The organism is Macrococcus brunensis, assembly GCF_004359615.1.
GTDB lineage: Bacteria > Bacillota > Bacilli > Staphylococcales > Staphylococcaceae > Macrococcus > Macrococcus brunensis.
This window is the reverse complement of the sequence record NZ_SCWA01000009.1, coordinates 1-16,243: the sequence shown is the minus strand read 5'-3', so window position 1 is coordinate 16,243 and position 16,243 is coordinate 1. Positions and strand designations below refer to the sequence as shown.

The window sequence follows — 16,243 nt, the reverse complement described above, 5'->3', positions numbered from 1 at the left end:
CATGTTATTCAATCATCAGGACTTAAAGGATATTAAGCACCAGCTCGAATATATTGATACAGCTATTATTCCTGTTATCGATGTGGATTATAGAAACCAGCTTCTGAATATCGTTGATAGCTACGAAGTGATTCAGATGATGACCTTATCAGTTGAAAATCAGTTTAAAGGCAGAGTCCTGCTTGTTCCGCCTGTACAAGTGCAGGAGGATTATACACTTGCGACTGTGATTGGTGAACAATTAAAAAGCTATGGTATGAGAAATATCCTTTTTGTGACACCTTCACATTCTCGATTTGAAACTGCTGAGACACAGTTCAAAGTGAATGTATTTCCACTTGCTTCAATGGATGCTGACATGCGTGAAGAAATGATTGAACCACAAGTCAAAAACTTGATGAGAACGATTATTTCAATGTGGAATAAGTAATTAAATTTTCATGACATATTTCCGACATTTTATTGACCATCCTAATTTATTAGGCTAAAATTGATATGTCCTAGTATATTTTTGAATTAACAAAGCATTAGAGGGGGGAAAACTAAATGAGCCAACGTGTCACAAGACGCCAATTTTTAAACTATTCCCTGATGGGAGTTGGATCATTTATGGCTGCTGGTATCGCTTTACCATTAGGTCGTTTTGCGCTGGATCCAGTCTTCAAGAGTGGAGCGGCTGGAAATATGATTACAACAAGTGTCAAAGTCTCTGAAATCAAAGAAGAACCAACTAAGGTTGATTTTAAATTTGAACAGAAAGACGCTTGGTATACAAGTGAAGTTACTGAATTCGCTTGGGTTTATAAAGACGGCGAAAACATTGTTGCACTTTCACCGACTTGTAAACACTTAGGTTGTACGGTTAACTGGAATGGTGATGCGAGCAATCCGAATCAATTCTTCTGTCCTTGTCATAACGGTCGTTACGAGAAGAACGGTAAGAATATTCCAGGTACACCACCACTTGCACCACTTGATCAGTATGAAACAGGCGAAAAAGGCGGAATGCTGACGATCGGTAAAAAGCATCCGAATGAGTTAGCGAAATAGGAGGGTAATTAAATGATCGAGAAAATCTATGACTGGGTCGATGATCGACTTGATGTAACACCCATCTGGCGAGATATTGCGGATCATGAGGTGCCTGAGCATGTCAACCCTGCTTATCACTTTTCTGCATTCGTCTACTGCTTCGGTGGTTTAACATTCTTCATCACAGTAATCCAAGTATTATCAGGTATGTTCTTAACTATGTATTACGTACCCGATATCGTCAATGCATGGAAATCAGTTTACTATTTACAGCATGACGTAGCAGCGGGTGTTATCGTTCGTGGTATGCACCACTGGGGTGCGAGTATCGTTGTGGTTATGATGTTCCTGCATACACTTCGTGTATTCTTTACAGGTTCATACAAACAGCCTCGAGAATTAAACTGGGTTGTCGGCGTATTAATCTTTATTATTATGGTTGGTTTAAGTTTCACTGGTTACTTATTACCATGGGATATGAAAGCTTTATTCGGTACTAAAGTAGGTCTTCAGATTGCAGAATCTGTACCATTCATCGGAGGATGGGTGAAGACGTTGCTTGCCGGTGACGCACAGATTGTCGGTGCTCAGACGTTAACACGTTTCTTCGCGATTCACGTGTTCTTCTTACCTGCATGTTTATTCGCGTTATTAGCGGCTCACTTTATTATGATTCGTAAACAAGGTATTTCTGGTCCATTATAAACCGAATATAAAAGGAGGTAATGAGAGATGCATCGCGGTAAAGGGATGACATTTGTTGGTGATTCACGTATTAAAAAATACGAGAAAGCCAAATTAAACAGAGATTATTCAGAATTTCCGGGTAAAACAGAAAGTTTCTGGCCCGACTTCTTACTGAAAGAATGGATGACAGGTGCGGTTTTCTTAATCGCATTCTTATGCTTAACTGTTGCGCATCCAGCGCCGCTTGAGCGTGTAGCTGATCCTTCTGATACAGGGTATACACCACTTCCTGACTGGTATTTCTTATTCTTATACCAGATCTTAAAATACACTTACGCTTCTGGTCCGTTCAACACGTTCGGTGCTATCGTCTTACCAGGTATCGCATTCGCAGCATTACTGCTTGCGCCTTGGTTAGATACGAGCCGTCACCGTTTATGGTATAAACGTCCAGTGGCTTCAGGTATGATGTTACTGACTGTAGCTATTTTATTCTATACAACTTGGGAATCTAGTCACTATCATGACTGGGAAAAACAAGAAGCACAAGGTAAAATCACTTTCTCTAACTTAGATAAAAAAGATCCAGTCTATACAGACATCATCAAGTCTAACTGTACAAGTTGTCACGGTGGTGAGCTGACAGGTGGAGCAGGTCCTAACTTAGTAGAAGCTAACTTACAGCCTGCAGCTGTTGAAGCATTCGTAACAAATGGTGCTGGTAAAATGCCATCATTTAAAGATACGTTATCTAAAGATCAGATCAAGCAAGTTGCTGAATATGTAGCTAAACTTGAACTGACTGATGAAAACGGTAAACCTTTAAAGAAATAACAATTGAGAGTCATCTTTTAGATGACTCTTTTTTTATAGGAGGATTTGTATGCAGCAGCTTTATTTCTGGTTGACGAACCGCTATTTTCTTATCTTTCTAATCATCTGCAATCTTTTAGGAACACTTTATGGTTATTACTGGTATCTAGGGCAGTTAGAACATACTCGCTGGTACTTCATGCCGTTTGTTCCTGACAGTCCGACAGCGAGTCTTTTTTTATGTATCGCGCTCTTTTTCATTGTCCTGAAAAAACATTCTGGACTTTTTGAGGCACTCGCTTTTGTCACACTGATTAAATATGGTGTGTGGGCAGTCGTCATGAATATTTTCACCTTCATTGAAATGGGTGAAGTGACGGCTACGGGACTCATGTTATGTGTCTCGCATGGTATTATGGCGATAGAAGCTTTCTTATTTTTACCGTTTTTTAAGATAAAGAAATGGCATATTTTAGCGACGCTTATCTGGGTCTTTCATAATGATGTGATTGATTACGTCTATATGCAGTATCCGGTCTATAGTATGCTCGAGACCTACATCAGACATATCGGTTATTTTGCGTTCTGGCTGACGGTCATACCTATCGTCATTCTGTGGCGTAAATTTGTCGGCATGAATTATTTGACTTAATCTGACCTTCTCAATAAAATAGAGGTAAGCAAATTATCTAGGAGGAAATCGATGAGCTATATTATTTATTTCGTTATTATCATGTTGATTCCTATGTATTTCCAGCATAAGGTTAAATCGACATACAACAAATATTCTAAAGTCAGATCGACTTCAGGCAAGTCCGGAAAACAGGTAGCAGAAGAAATTCTGGCTGCAAATGGCATTCACGATGTTCAAGTACTGGAAGGTCAAGGTTTCTTATCAGACCATTATGATCCACGTACAAAACGAGTGGTTTTAAGTCCTTCTAACTTCCGTCAGCCAAGTGTTGCAGCAACTGCAATTGCCGCGCACGAAGTGGGACATGCCATTCAGCATGCAACAGGCTATAACTTCTTGAAAGTACGTTCTAGTTTATTACCCCTTGCGAACTTAGGGACTTCATTTAGCTATCTGCTTATTATGATCGGTGCTGTCTTAACAGGTATTTCATCATCTGGCAGCAGTTTAGGGACTTTAGCAATCTGGGCAGGCGTATTCTTTATGTTTTTCGCTGTTCTGTTTTCTATCGTCACATTGCCAGTTGAATTTGACGCTTCTCGTCGCGCAATGAATCAAATTGAAAAGTTACAGATGGTTGATACACAGGAATACCGTCATGCGAAGTCAGTGCTCTCAGCTGCTGCGATGACCTATGTTGCTGCTACAGCTATCGCAGTCGCAGAATTCCTGAGAATGTTTATGCTGGCAAGAAGCAGTGATTAAATTAAAAAGTTCTATCCTTCCGGGATAGAACTTTTTTTAATGTTGCTGTATCAGCTGTTTATTTTCATCGAGCGTAAATCCTTCACCGTGGACCTCATGAACTTCCAGCATAGAGACAAAGGCATGAGGGTCAATCGCATGGATCAACTGACGGAGTCTTGAGATTTCGTTTTTAGGGACTACGCAGTAGAGCATGGGACGTTCTGTCTTCGAATACTGGCCATGCGCAGAAATCTGCGTGACGCCTCTTTCCAGTACGGTATTGATAGCATCCCCGATTTGATTGTATTCATCAGAGATAATAAGTGCGCCTCGCGCTGTATATCCTGCATCCTGAACGATGTCAATAATCTTACCACCCACAAAGACGCAGATTAAAGTGTAGAGCGTGATTCTAATATCACCTAGGGCGAAATAAGTGATGACGAGTACGATGCAGTCAAAAATAAAGATGACTTGTCCCATCGGCCAGTTGAATTCCTTTTTCGTCACACGGGCGATAATATCAACACCGCCTGTCGTCCCGCCAGCTCGTAGGATGATACCGAGACCGATGCCAATCATAACACCGCCTAGCAGAGCGACAAGAAACAGGTCCTGTTCTGCGAGAGAAAAGTTAAAAGGAAATTTCTCGAAAATATAGAGAAAGAAACTGGAACTAAGCGAACCGATTAATGTATATAGAAAAGACGTTCTACCGAGAAACTTATAACCGATGATAAAGAGCGGAATATTGAAAATCAGATTCATTAGAGCAGGGCTGATACCAAATAAATGATATAATATGAGGGCGATACCGGTAAAGCCGCCTTCTGTCAGATGGTAAGCCATATTAAAGTTGATGATACCGAAACTAAAGATAATACTACCGATTAATATCAAGATGATATTACTTGCTTTTAATTTTATATTCAAATTGTTACACCCCTTTTATCCATCATATAATGAAAGAAAGTCAGGGCGCAATAGGAGGACTTATGAAAACATTAAAAGACATGCAGCAGCAAGTAGATGATTATATGAGCGGCTTTAAAGTCGGTTATTTTACACCGATGGAAAACATGGTTCGCCTGACTGAAGAAGTAGGCGAACTGGCCAGGGAAGTCAATCATGTCTACGGACCTAAACAGAAGAAGCTAAGTGAACAGCAAAAAGAAATCGGCCTCGAACTAGCTGATAATTTATTTGTGCTGATCTGCTTAGCCAACTCTATGGGTATTGATCTCACTGAAAGTTTTGATGCAACGATGGAGAAATACGAAGAGCGAGATTTTAACCGCTTCGAAAGGAAATAAGTCTATGAAATTTGCTATTATAGCACATGATCAGAAGAAAGAAGCACTGGTCAGATTCATTCAGGACCATCTGGACGAATTCAGTAAACATACACTATATGCAACCGGCACTACAGGACTGCGGGTATCTACTGAGACAGGACTTACCGTCCATCGCTTTAAGTCTGGTCCGCTAGGTGGAGACCAGGAAATAGGGGCACTTGTCGCCAACAAAGAAGTAGATGCCATCTTCTTCTTCAGAGACCCGCTGACTGCTCAGCCGCACGAACCGGATGTCTCAGCACTGCTAAGGCTATCAGACGTCTACGATGTGCCGCTTGCAACCAATGAAGGAACAGCACTTGCTGTCATTACTTATTACGAGAACGGAGGACTTTCATGAAAATAGGGATAACCTGCTACCCGACAATGGGGGGTTCAGGCATTATTGCGACAGAACTCGGTATACAGATGGCCGAGCGAGGACATGATGTGCATTTCATCACTTCCAATACGCCTTTTAGAATACAGTTTCAGCGACCGAATATTACCATCCATCAGGTCGATGTCAATCAATATGCTGTCTTTCAATATCCACCGTATGATATCACGCTTGCCACAAAAATAGCGGAAGTCATCAATGCGTATGACTTAGATGTGCTTCATATGCATTACGCGGTTCCTCATGCCATCTGTGGTATTTTAGGACGCCAGATTGCCCGTAAAGATGTCAAAATCGTCACGACATTGCACGGAACTGATATCACTGTTTTAGGCTATGATTCAACACTGAGAAGTGCTATTCGTTTTGGAATTGAAGAAAGCGATATTGTCACGAGTGTCAGCGATGCATTGACTGCGGACACGATGTCCCTCATTGCACCGAATAAGCAGATCAGAACGGTGTATAACTTCATCAATGAAAATGATTTTACGATGGTCGATAACACTGAACTGAAAAAAATGTACGGGATACCGGCAGACTATAAAGTCATTTCACATGTCTCAAATTTCAGAAAAGTGAAAAGGATACAGGATATTCTCTATACGTTCAAAAAAGTTCGCGAGTCTATTAAAGTCAAGCTGCTGCTGATCGGTGATGGCCCTGAACTATCTAAAATGAGAAGACTAGCTTCTAAACTTGGCGTTGATGAAGATGTCATGTTTGTCGGTAAACAGGAACAAGTGGCGAGCTTCTATCAGATGTCAGATCTGTTCTTACTGATGTCTGAGAAAGAAAGCTTTGGTTTAGTCCTCCTTGAAGCCATGAACTGCGGAGTCGTCTGTATTGGTACAAGAGCAGGCGGAATCGGTGAAGTGATCAGACACGAGGAAACAGGGCTGTTAGTAGATGTAGGAGATTCAGAACAGGCAGCGGCCTACGCCATTAAACTGTTGACTGATGAGAAATATTACAAAGAGCTGCAGCACAATATGCTGGAAGACATCAAAGTACGTTTTTCTTCAACAGCCATTACTTCACAATACGAAGCGCTCTACAAGGAGCTTATCGATGGAAAAGCTTAAGTCTGCTATCCCTGTACTGAATCAACTTAAAAGTGCAGGGTATGAGGCTTATATTGTAGGAGGAGCCGTCCGAAACTATTTACTGCAGCTGCCTATTAGTGATGTGGATATCACGACAAGTGCTCTGCCTGACGAAGTTGAAGGGTTATTTGAACGGACAGTGCCGATTGGTAAAGAGCATGGAACGGTGATGGTCATCCTGAACGGCACATTTGAAGTGACGACATTTAGAGTAGACGGAGAATATGAGGACCATAGACGGCCCGATACTGTGATCTTCGTCAGAGACCTTAAAGAGGATATCTTAAGGCGCGATTTTACGGTGAATGCGATGGCCCTTGATGAAAACATGTCAGTCATCGATTATACAGGAGGACAGGATGATTTAAAGAAACGTTTGATTCGTGCTGTAGGCGATGCAGAAACACGTTTTACAGAAGATGCCCTTCGTATGATCAGGGCGGCGCGCTTCCAGAGTGTTCTGGATTTCAGCATTGAAGAAAAGACGCAGCAAGCTATTGAAATATGTGCGCACCTTATTGCCCATGTGGCGATTGAAAGAATCATAGTTGAAATACAGAAACTACTGAATGGTCCTATACCATCTGCCGGAATCGCTACATTGACAGCAAGCGGTCTTGTCAAGCATCTGCCATACTTCAGAGAGTGGCAGGAAATGCTTAAACTTGAAATTCCTTTATCACTTGAAATCTACATTGCCTTTCATATCTATAAAGGTTATGCAGACATAGAGGGGATTAAAAGTCTGAAGCTATCTAATGACAGTTACCGCGCAGTTAAACAAGCGGTAATGGTATTACAGCAGCTTGAGCAGCAGGAAGAATACATGATGGAGCGTCTGGTCTATCATTATCCACTGTCAATGATTCAATCATGCCAGTCGCTGGTGGGTCATCAGGCAGATGCGAGTGACTATGCACAGCATCGCATTATACATAGAAGACAGGATATAAAGGTAAATGGCAATGATTTAATGAAACATCTTGATCGAAGCGGTGGCAGCTGGCTGAAGGACATGCTTGCCGAGATTGAAGATGCGATTATTACGGGTCAGTTGAAAAATCAGCGTGACTCGATACTGAAATGGGTGGAACAACATGGCAAAATATAAAAGTGACATTCTTGAGCTGCTCTATCATAACCGGTCGACCTATTTATCCGGCCAGATGATTGCTGAACAACTGTCCATCAGCCGGACTGCTGTCTGGAAGACTATTGAGCTGCTCAAGCAGCAGGGATTTAGCCTGAGTTCAGTTCAGAATAAGGGCTATCAGTTAACTCGTTTCCCGGAAGAATGGGATCAGGATATGATGGCACTTATCATCAAGCAGTCTTCTTATTTTAAGAAACGCTTTGTCTATAAAGAAGTGACATCCACTCAGCTGGTTGCAAAAGAAAAAATGCTGGAAACAGATGAGCCTTTTATCGTCGTCAGTGAAGTGCAGACAGCAGGAAGAGGCCGATTTAACCGCAACTGGGATTCCCAGGGGTCTAAAGGTCTGTGGATGACAGCGGTCTTTAGAAAAGAGGTACCGCTCCATAAAATTATGACTTTCAACCTGTTTATGTCTCTTGCTATCGCTAAGACGATTCGTCGTGTGAGCGGTGCTGAGGCAAAAATCAAATGGCCGAACGACATTTATATAGATGACCGGAAATGCTGCGGATTTCTCACTGAGATCAGTGGCGATGCTTCAGCTATTCAAAATATTATCTGCGGAATTGGTATCAATTTAAATCATGAACTGTCAGATTTTCAGGATGAACTTGCAGTGAAAGCAACGAGTCTTATGGCCGCAACGGGTCAGAAAATCAACCGCTATCAGTTTTTTGAGGAACTGCTCACTGAAATAGAAGAAGCTTTTCAGCAGTTTATCACTCTTGAATTCAGTGATATCAAAGAGGAATATATGCAGTATTCTAACATCTGGCAGCGGAAACTTCGTTATACAGAAGGTAAGAAAGTAGTGGAGGGAACAGCTGTTGAGATGATGGATGATGGCCGTTTAATTGTTCAGGATGATGAAGGAACACTGCATCACTTTATAAGCGCAGATATAGAACTTTAGGAGGGAAGACATGCAGTACGCAGTAGTCGATATAGAGACAACCGGGAATAATATTGCGGTCGATGATATCATACAGATTGGTATTGTCATTATGAATGATATGACCATCATCGATTGTTATGACAGCTATGTCTATACCGACCAGCCGATTCCTCCATTTATTGAATCACTGACCGGTATCACGGATGACATGGTCAGACAGGCACCGACATTCAGAGAAATCATGCCGGATGTACTCGCTCTTTTACAGGATAAAGTATTTGTCGCGCATAATATTAATTTCGACCTTAATTTTCTGACAGGGCTTTTTGATAAGGCGGGTGTTACCTTTCAGCCACGACACTGCATTGATACAGTCGATCTTTTTAAGATTGTCTATCCCGATGCTGAAAGTTACCAGTTAAGTGCTTTAGCAGAGACACTGGGTATACGACTGGATGATGCACATAGTGCGATTGCGGATGCTCAGGCAACAGCTGAAATCATGCAGCTCGCTGTCGCTAAGCTTGCTGCACTGCCGAAAGAGACGCTCATTCAGATTTATCATCTCTCAAAGAAGATGCGTAACGATATAGATAAACTGCTCTTTCCATTGATAGAGCGTCATCAGGCGGTCAGTCAGTATCCAGTACTGAAAAGTCTGGCTTATCGAATGACAAAAATAGACGCACAGAAGGTCAGGATTGATGAATCGCTGGCAGAATTTTATAGAAGAATTGTAGAAGTGAATCAGCTGCATTTCCGACAGGAACAGCTTTATTTAACAGAACTGATCTATGAGACAATGGTGACGGATAATATGCAGCTGATAGAAGCGGAAGTCGGGAGCGGTAAATCACTTGCTTATCTGACAGCGGCTACTTACTATCTCGCACAGCATGAAGAGAACATCTTACTGACCACTGCGACAAAAGCACTGCAACAGCAGTTGATTCAGTCAGACGCTGGATTGATTGAAAAAGCGCTTGGACAGCAGGTGCCGCTTATTCTGCTGAAAAGTAAGCGCAATTATATTTCAGTCGAGTTTGTTAAGTTTTTGCTCGATGATACGAAAGAAAACCATGATATTCTGCTGCTTAAGATGCAGTTACTTGTCTTTTTACTCGCGGGACAGTCTGGAGATATCAGTCAGCTGAACATCAACGGTGGGCGCAAGATTTATCTGGATTTGATGCGTACACTCTATAAGGGGAGGCAGGATACCTACCTCTATCAGGATGTCCGTAAAATCAAGGCGCCTGTTCTTGGCGTGACGAATCACGCACATCTGCTGCATTCAGGTAAAGAAGGATTTCCGGGTCAGTTCAGTCATCTGATTATCGATGAAGGTCATCAGCTGCAGGAAGTTGCACTTGAGCATACTTATACGTCCTGGAACTACCAGACCGTGAAATATCATCTGTCTCAGCTGGCGAAGGAAGATGGACTGGTCTTCAGTGCATATCAGCTACTGAATCAGTCGAAAAGAAGTCTCGATGAACTGGCAGTATCACACTTTGAACTTAAGACGGTCATACAGGAAGTCGAACAGCTGAACGATCAGTTCTTTCAGGAAATCGCACTTGACCATAGCAGTATTTTCATCAGAATAAGAACTTCTCAGGTGCTGTCTCAGCTGCTCGACAAGATGACCGTCTTCAAAACGATGACAGACCAGCTGGATCTAAATCGAATGGTGAATAGAGAAGTCAACTTTGTTTATCAGATTTTTCAGCAGATATCGACTGCACTTACAGCTGACAAACTTGTCTTTGTTCAGCCTGGACGCAACTATACAGCTACTACTTTATTCATTAAAGATAAAAAGCTGGGTGATATTTTCAGCACGCAACTCTTCAGTCATTTCGATTCACTGACTTTGCTATCAGGTTCACTGATGCTGAATGAGTCACTCAGTCATCTGAGTCCTCTGCTTGACACACACCAGAAAAATGTCACTGTTTTTGATCCGGTCACGCGCCAGGACAAAGTGACATTCTTTATACCGGATGATATGCCTGAATTTCAGTATCAGAACTACGACACTTATATCGAACAGCTGGCCTTCTACATTTCGTCGTATTTCGCAACCGACCATAAAAAAATGCTGGTCTTATTCAATAATTATCAGATGATTGGTGAAGTGGAGAGCTATCTGAAAGATGTACTGGACACAACACCGCTCGTACAGACGCCGCAGTCCAATGCCCATAAACTGCTGCATCAGTTTAATCAGCTGGACAGTGCCGTACTGCTTGGGACGCAGTCGTTTTATGAAGGGGTGGATTATCAGTCAGATGCATTTAAGTGTGTCATGATTGTCACGATTCCCTTTATTCATCCAAGCGACAGACGAATCTTACTCATGAAAGATGAACTGGCGGATAGCTTCAATGACTATCAGCTTCCGTATGCAGCAACTAAAATCAGACAGGCTGCAGGTCGTCTGATCAGGCGTGAAGAAGATCAGGGCATCATTCTCTGTATGGACAAGCGAATTGTTGAAGCGAGTTACCATCATATTTTTGACGGTGTTCTGTCGAAATATGACGTTAAAAGAGGAGATGTGACAGATTTTCTTTCTTTAGTCACTAAAAAAGAAGCGGAAGACAAGAAATGATTTAACCTGAGTGGGCTTCTTTGGTAAACTGAAAGTATCATCATTAAGGAGCTGTTGAAATGGAATTATCTCAACGAGTACAAAAATTGACCCCTTCTTCTACTTTAGCGATCACTGCTAAGGCGAATGAATTGAAAGCAGCAGGACAAAATGTCATCGGACTTGCTGCAGGTGAGCCGGATTTTAATACACCTGAAAATATCATTCAGGCTGCATTTAAGGCGGTTGAAGCGGGCAAAACGAAATATACACCAGCTGGCGGACTTCCTAAGCTGAAAGAGGCGATTCAGGAGAAGCTGGAACGCGATGAGGGTCTGCGCTATGAACTGAACGAAATTATGGTGGCATCAGGCGCTAAGCATGCACTTTACAATTTATTTCAGTCGATACTTGATGAAGGCGATGAAGTCATTATTCCGATTCCTTTCTGGGTCAGCTATCCAGAGCAGGTCAAACTGGCAGGCGGAGAACCTGTTTATGTGACGACAGATGAATCAACAGCTTTTAAAGTGACAACAGATAAACTGGACGGCGTGTTATCAGAAAAGACGAAAGCCATCATCTTGAACACACCTAGTAACCCGACAGGTGCCATCTATTCTAAAGAAGAATTGCAGGCCGTAGCTGATTGGGCAGTAAAAAATCAAATCATTGTCGTTTCAGATGAAATATATGAGACGCTTGTCTATGACGGCGAACATATCAGTATCGCTGCTTTAGGAGAGGACATTAAAAAGCTGACTGTCATCATCAACGGTGTATCGAAAAGTCACTCCATGACAGGCTGGCGTATCGGTTATGCGGCCGGTGATAGACAGCTGATCAAAGCGATGACGGATCTTGCGAGTCATTCAACAAGTAATCCGACAACACCTTCTCAGTGGGCAGCTATCGAAGCGTATGACGGTGACCAGACCTTCCTACGTGAAATGAACAAGACATTCAAGTCTCGTCTTGATACGATTTATCCACAGCTGATGGAAATACCGGGTATTGAATGTATTAAGCCAAAAGGCGCGTTCTATTTATATCCGAATGTGAAAGAAACAGTTCGACTTTGTGGGCTAGATAGTGCTGACGAATTTGTAGAGCAGTTACTTGAAACGTCACTTGTTGCTGTTGTTCCTGGCTCAAGCTTCGGTTCACCTGATAATATTCGTCTGTCATACGCAACAGATTTAGATTCGATGACAGAAGCGATTAGACGTATCAAACAATTTGTAGAAGAAAGAATGGAGAAATAGACATGGCAGATAAAATTACTATCAATCAGTCGGCCGATTTTGTCGGTCAGACAGTCACTATTGGAGCATGGATCCTAAATAAACGCTCTAGCGGCAAAATTGCATTCCTGCAGTTACGTGATGGTACAGGATTTATGCAGGCAGTCGTTGTCAAAGAAGATATCGGTGAAGACCTTTTTAAAGTTGCTAAAGGCATCACTCAGGAGACTTCACTTTATATTACAGGTGTCATAAAAGAAGACGAACGTTCTGACTTCGGCTACGAGATGGAAGTGACGGATCTTGAAATCATCCACGAAGCAGTGGATTATCCGATTACACCGAAAGCTCACGGTACTGACTTCCTTATGGACCACCGCCACTTATGGCTACGTTCGAAACGTCAGCACGCCGTGATGAAAATTAGAAATGAAATCATCCGTGCGACTTATGAGTTCTTCAACAATGAAGGATTCACTAAGATTGATCCGCCGATTTTAACAGGTAGTGCACCGGAAGGGACAAGCGAACTTTTCCATACAAAATACTTTGACGAAGATGCATTTCTTTCACAGAGTGGTCAGTTATATATGGAAGCGGCAGCGATGGCACATGGTAAAGTCTTCTCATTCGGTCCGACTTTCCGTGCAGAGAAATCAAAAACACGCCGTCACTTAATTGAGTTCTGGATGATTGAGCCGGAAATGGCCTTCTATCAGCATGAAGACAGCCTGAAAGTGCAGGAAGACTACGTGAGCTATATCGTACAGTCCGTACTTAAGAACTGTCAGCTTGATCTTAAGTTGCTGGGACGTGACACTGAAAAGCTGGAAAAAGTGAAAGCACCATTCCCGCGTATCACTTATACAGATGCGATCAAGATGCTGAAAGAAATGGCCTTCGATGATATTGAATGGGGCGACGATTTCGGTGCGCCGCACGAAACAGCGATTGCCAATCATTTTGATTTGCCTGTATTCATCGTCAACTATCCGACAAAAATCAAACCATTCTATATGGAACCAAATCCAGAGGAAGAAGGCACAGTGAAATGTGCTGACCTGATTGCACCAGAAGGCTACGGTGAAATTATCGGTGGTTCAGAGCGTATCAACGACCTTGAGCTTCTTGAAACTCGCCTGAAAGAACATGATCTTGACCCGGCAGCTTATTCTTACTATACTGACCTCCGTAAATACGGCAGTGTGCCGCATTCAGGCTTCGGTCTTGGGTTAGAAAGAACAGTGGCCTGGATTTCAGGTGTAGAACACGTCAGAGAAACAAGTCCGTTCCCACGTCTACTGAACAGACTTTATCCATAAAAATCAAAACGCTAACAGTCGTTAGCGTTTTCTTGTAGGTGAAAGTATGCTTATTAATCAACATTTATCAGTGCCACACATTCTCTTAAAAGATTACCGGCATTTAAAAATTAATGAAACAGAGCTGGTCGTCCTGCTTAAACTGATGCCATATGATGGCAAAGAGATGCCTGAGTTTAAGGAGCTGTCCGATGAGATGTCGTTATCGACAGAACAAGTGGCTGCACAGATTCAGGGACTGATACAAAAAGACCTGATCACGATACATGTGGACCGCAGTCATCAGCAATACAGTGAAATCATTTCACTAGAGCCGTTAGATCGACAACTGCAGGCACGCTTTCAGGAAAAGACAGTCAGTCATGAAGTCAGTTTCAATACACTGTTCGAACGCTTTGAAACCGCCTTCAGCAGACCGCTGACCCCTATAGAGATGCAGACACTCAGTCACTGGCTGGATAGTGACCATCACTCGCTGGAAATCATTGAGGCAGCTCTTGACGAAGCCGTATCACATGATAAGCTCAGCTTTAAGTATATAGACCGTATTTTGCTGAACTGGCAGAAACGGAATGTCAAAACGATAGATGACTCTAAAACAGTCAGCAACGATTTTAAGACAGGCCGCAAAATGACTAAAACGATTCAAAACTTTCCGGTGTTTGACTGGGTGAACGGAGAGAATCCTTATGCTAAGTAAAAAGAAGACCATGGAGATGCTGAATGTCATAGCGGAGATGTTCCCTGATGCAGAGTGTGAGCTGAACTACCGCAATCCATTCGACTTAACGATTGCTGTTTTACTGTCAGCACAATGTACAGATGCAACAGTCAATAGAGTGACAGCATCACTTTTTGAGAAGTATCATACACCTCACGACTATCTCAGTGTGCCACTAGAAGAACTGATGGAGGATATACGCTCTATAGGACTCTACAGAAATAAAGCGAAGAATATACAGTCGCTGTGCCGTATCCTGCTGGATGAATATGAAGGACAGGTGCCAAAAGAACATGCAGAACTGGTCAAGCTACCGGGCGTCGGGCGTAAGACTGCTAATGTCGTTGTCTCCGTTGCTTTCGGTGTCCCTGCGCTGGCTGTTGATACACATGTTGAGAGGGTCTCGAAGCGTCTTGGTATTTGTCGCTGGAAAGATAATGTCACAGAAGTTGAAGCGACCCTATGTCGGCAGGTACCTGAAGAACGCTGGACCAAAACGCATCACCAGCTTATCTTCTTTGGCCGTTATCACTGTACGGCTAAAAATCCTAAATGTAATGAGTGTCCGCTGCTGAGTGACTGCCGAGAAGGAAAGAAAAGAAAGAAGGTGTTAGTCGGTGAAGAATGAGGCCATTTTTGAGGAACTTGAAGTGAAGCTTGAGGCATTAGCAGATGACAAAGCGATGCAGAGTGAAGAAGGGTTAGTCCTATTAGAACAATATAAAGATGCGCTCATTGCATACTTATTTGAAGTCAATGAAAAGTCTGTTGATGTTACTCAGATTGAACAACTGGAATATAAACCGCTGAATGCAGCTGAACGTATCGACTTTATTTCTGCCAATAGTTTTCACTTTATGCGTTACCAGCAGATGAAGACAATGCGCCCGGAGATCAAAAAACTGGCAGCCATTAAAAAAATCAGAGATAACAGAAAAGCTAAAAAAGAGTCTATCAAATGAGAGGCCACTGAAAATCTCACGATTTTCTATAAGCTCACTAATTCCAACAACTCAATAGTGTAAAAGAACCCGTCAATTTCCTCAACATTAGGAAATGACGGGTTCTTTTATCCTATTTTTCATCCGTAAGTTTTATGATTCTTTTGATATTCACTACGAATATTGTCGCAGCAGTCTGCATTTCCATATTTAATAGACCCGCGTATTTTGATCTTTTCATACCGTGTCTATTTTTTAATTCAGAGTTCTTTGCCTCAATCATATATCGTTTTCTTGAGATTAACTTGAATCTTTCAGAATCCATGAACTTCATCTGATGTTTATGGGTTTCTGATTTTATTGTCACGCTGTATGTTTTAGATTTAGCGCCATCTCTATAACATCCTATTTTGAGAGGGCAGATCTGGCATTTATCAATGTCAAAATAATAAGTATCCGTCTGGTTTTGACCCTGCTTTTTTCCCTGTCGCGCTTTTCTAACGGCTAACTGTCCTGCCGGACATACAAACATACCTGCATCCTTATTATATTCAAAGGCCTGATTCTCTTTACGGACACCATGAACAATATGGGGATGGAGCTTTGAAACCAGTT

19 protein-coding genes are annotated in these 16,243 nt (G+C 42.2%); 17 read left to right on the top strand and 2 right to left on the bottom strand.

Annotated features, from left to right (window positions below; all coding sequences use genetic code 11):
• Position 1: 1 nt before the first annotated feature.
• The 6 genes from ERX27_RS06015 (at position 2) to ERX27_RS05990 (ending at position 3,931) form a co-directional block, all read left to right on the top strand.
• Positions 2-430: a DUF2487 family protein gene (locus ERX27_RS06015; protein WP_133431935.1), complete on the top strand. Its 429-nt coding sequence runs from the start codon at positions 2-4 to the stop codon at positions 428-430.
• Positions 431-546: 116 nt separating this feature from the next.
• Entirely contained in the window at positions 547-1,050 is a 504-nt protein-coding gene (locus ERX27_RS06010; protein ID WP_133431934.1) for a QcrA and Rieske domain-containing protein, read from the top strand.
• A 12-nt stretch (positions 1,051-1,062) separates the two neighbouring features.
• Positions 1,063-1,737 carry a menaquinol-cytochrome c reductase cytochrome b subunit gene (qcrB, locus tag ERX27_RS06005; RefSeq protein WP_133429078.1) on the top strand — a complete coding sequence of 225 codons (675 nt, stop codon included), beginning with the start codon at positions 1,063-1,065 and terminating at the stop codon, positions 1,735-1,737.
• Between the two features lie 27 nt (positions 1,738-1,764).
• Positions 1,765-2,553, top strand: coding sequence for a menaquinol-cytochrome c reductase cytochrome b/c subunit (locus tag ERX27_RS06000; RefSeq protein WP_133431933.1), 789 nt, complete (start codon positions 1,765-1,767; stop codon positions 2,551-2,553).
• Positions 2,554-2,602: 49 nt separating this feature from the next.
• The gene (locus tag ERX27_RS05995; protein WP_133431932.1) at positions 2,603-3,184 is read left to right on the top strand and encodes a DUF1405 domain-containing protein; all 582 of its coding nucleotides are present in this window, start codon (positions 2,603-2,605) and stop codon (positions 3,182-3,184) included.
• Positions 3,185-3,235: 51 nt separating this feature from the next.
• Positions 3,236-3,931 carry a zinc metallopeptidase gene (locus ERX27_RS05990; RefSeq protein WP_133431931.1) on the top strand — a complete coding sequence of 232 codons (696 nt, stop codon included), beginning with the start codon at positions 3,236-3,238 and terminating at the stop codon, positions 3,929-3,931.
• A 36-nt stretch (positions 3,932-3,967) separates the two neighbouring features.
• Here ERX27_RS05990 and ERX27_RS05985 read toward each other — a convergent pair whose 3' ends face one another.
• On the bottom strand, positions 3,968-4,846 hold the full coding sequence (locus ERX27_RS05985) for a YitT family protein (protein ID WP_133431930.1): 879 nt from the start codon (positions 4,844-4,846) through the stop codon (positions 3,968-3,970).
• A 62-nt stretch (positions 4,847-4,908) separates the two neighbouring features.
• Between ERX27_RS05985 and ERX27_RS05980 the strand changes: the two genes are divergently transcribed.
• The 11 genes from ERX27_RS05980 to ERX27_RS05930 are packed head-to-tail and all read left to right on the top strand — an operon-like array spanning position 4,909 to position 15,649.
• Entirely contained in the window at positions 4,909-5,226 is a 318-nt protein-coding gene (locus tag ERX27_RS05980; RefSeq protein ID WP_133431929.1) for a nucleotide pyrophosphohydrolase, read from the top strand.
• A 4-nt stretch (positions 5,227-5,230) separates the two neighbouring features.
• Positions 5,231-5,608 carry a methylglyoxal synthase gene (gene mgsA, locus ERX27_RS05975; RefSeq protein WP_133431928.1) on the top strand — a complete coding sequence of 126 codons (378 nt, stop codon included), beginning with the start codon at positions 5,231-5,233 and terminating at the stop codon, positions 5,606-5,608.
• A complete protein-coding gene (gene bshA, locus ERX27_RS05970) occupies positions 5,605-6,732 on the top strand; it encodes an N-acetyl-alpha-D-glucosaminyl L-malate synthase BshA (protein ID WP_133431927.1) in 1,128 nt (375 codons plus the stop codon). The genes mgsA and bshA overlap by 4 nt, the downstream gene beginning before the upstream one ends.
• Positions 6,719-7,864, top strand: a complete 1,146-nt coding sequence (locus ERX27_RS05965; protein ID WP_133431926.1) for a CCA tRNA nucleotidyltransferase — start codon at positions 6,719-6,721, stop codon at positions 7,862-7,864. The genes bshA and ERX27_RS05965 overlap by 14 nt, the downstream gene beginning before the upstream one ends.
• The gene (locus ERX27_RS05960; RefSeq protein ID WP_133431925.1) at positions 7,851-8,822 is read left to right on the top strand and encodes a biotin--[acetyl-CoA-carboxylase] ligase; all 972 of its coding nucleotides are present in this window, start codon (positions 7,851-7,853) and stop codon (positions 8,820-8,822) included. Before ERX27_RS05965 ends, ERX27_RS05960 begins: the two co-directional genes overlap by 14 nt.
• Before the next feature lie 10 nt (positions 8,823-8,832).
• On the top strand, positions 8,833-11,421 hold the full coding sequence (locus tag ERX27_RS05955) for a helicase C-terminal domain-containing protein (RefSeq protein WP_133431924.1): 2,589 nt from the start codon (positions 8,833-8,835) through the stop codon (positions 11,419-11,421).
• A 59-nt stretch (positions 11,422-11,480) separates the two neighbouring features.
• The gene (locus ERX27_RS05950) at positions 11,481-12,665 is read left to right on the top strand and encodes a pyridoxal phosphate-dependent aminotransferase (protein WP_133431923.1); all 1,185 of its coding nucleotides are present in this window, start codon (positions 11,481-11,483) and stop codon (positions 12,663-12,665) included.
• Positions 12,666-12,667: 2 nt separating this feature from the next.
• On the top strand, positions 12,668-13,966 hold the full coding sequence (gene asnS, locus ERX27_RS05945) for an asparagine--tRNA ligase (RefSeq protein WP_133431922.1): 1,299 nt from the start codon (positions 12,668-12,670) through the stop codon (positions 13,964-13,966).
• Positions 13,967-14,012: 46 nt separating this feature from the next.
• Positions 14,013-14,666 carry a DnaD domain-containing protein gene (locus ERX27_RS05940; RefSeq protein ID WP_133431921.1) on the top strand — a complete coding sequence of 218 codons (654 nt, stop codon included), beginning with the start codon at positions 14,013-14,015 and terminating at the stop codon, positions 14,664-14,666.
• Positions 14,656-15,315, top strand: coding sequence for an endonuclease III (gene nth, locus ERX27_RS05935; RefSeq protein WP_133431920.1), 660 nt, complete (start codon positions 14,656-14,658; stop codon positions 15,313-15,315). The genes ERX27_RS05940 and nth overlap by 11 nt, the downstream gene beginning before the upstream one ends.
• A complete protein-coding gene (locus ERX27_RS05930) occupies positions 15,305-15,649 on the top strand; it encodes a YpoC family protein (RefSeq protein ID WP_133431919.1) in 345 nt (114 codons plus the stop codon). Before nth ends, ERX27_RS05930 begins: the two co-directional genes overlap by 11 nt.
• A 112-nt stretch (positions 15,650-15,761) precedes the next feature.
• On the opposite strand, the gene ERX27_RS05925 is transcribed toward ERX27_RS05930, so the two are convergent.
• The coding region (locus ERX27_RS05925; RefSeq protein ID WP_208001763.1) for a transposase at positions 15,762-16,243 on the bottom strand (482 nt) is incomplete at its 5' end.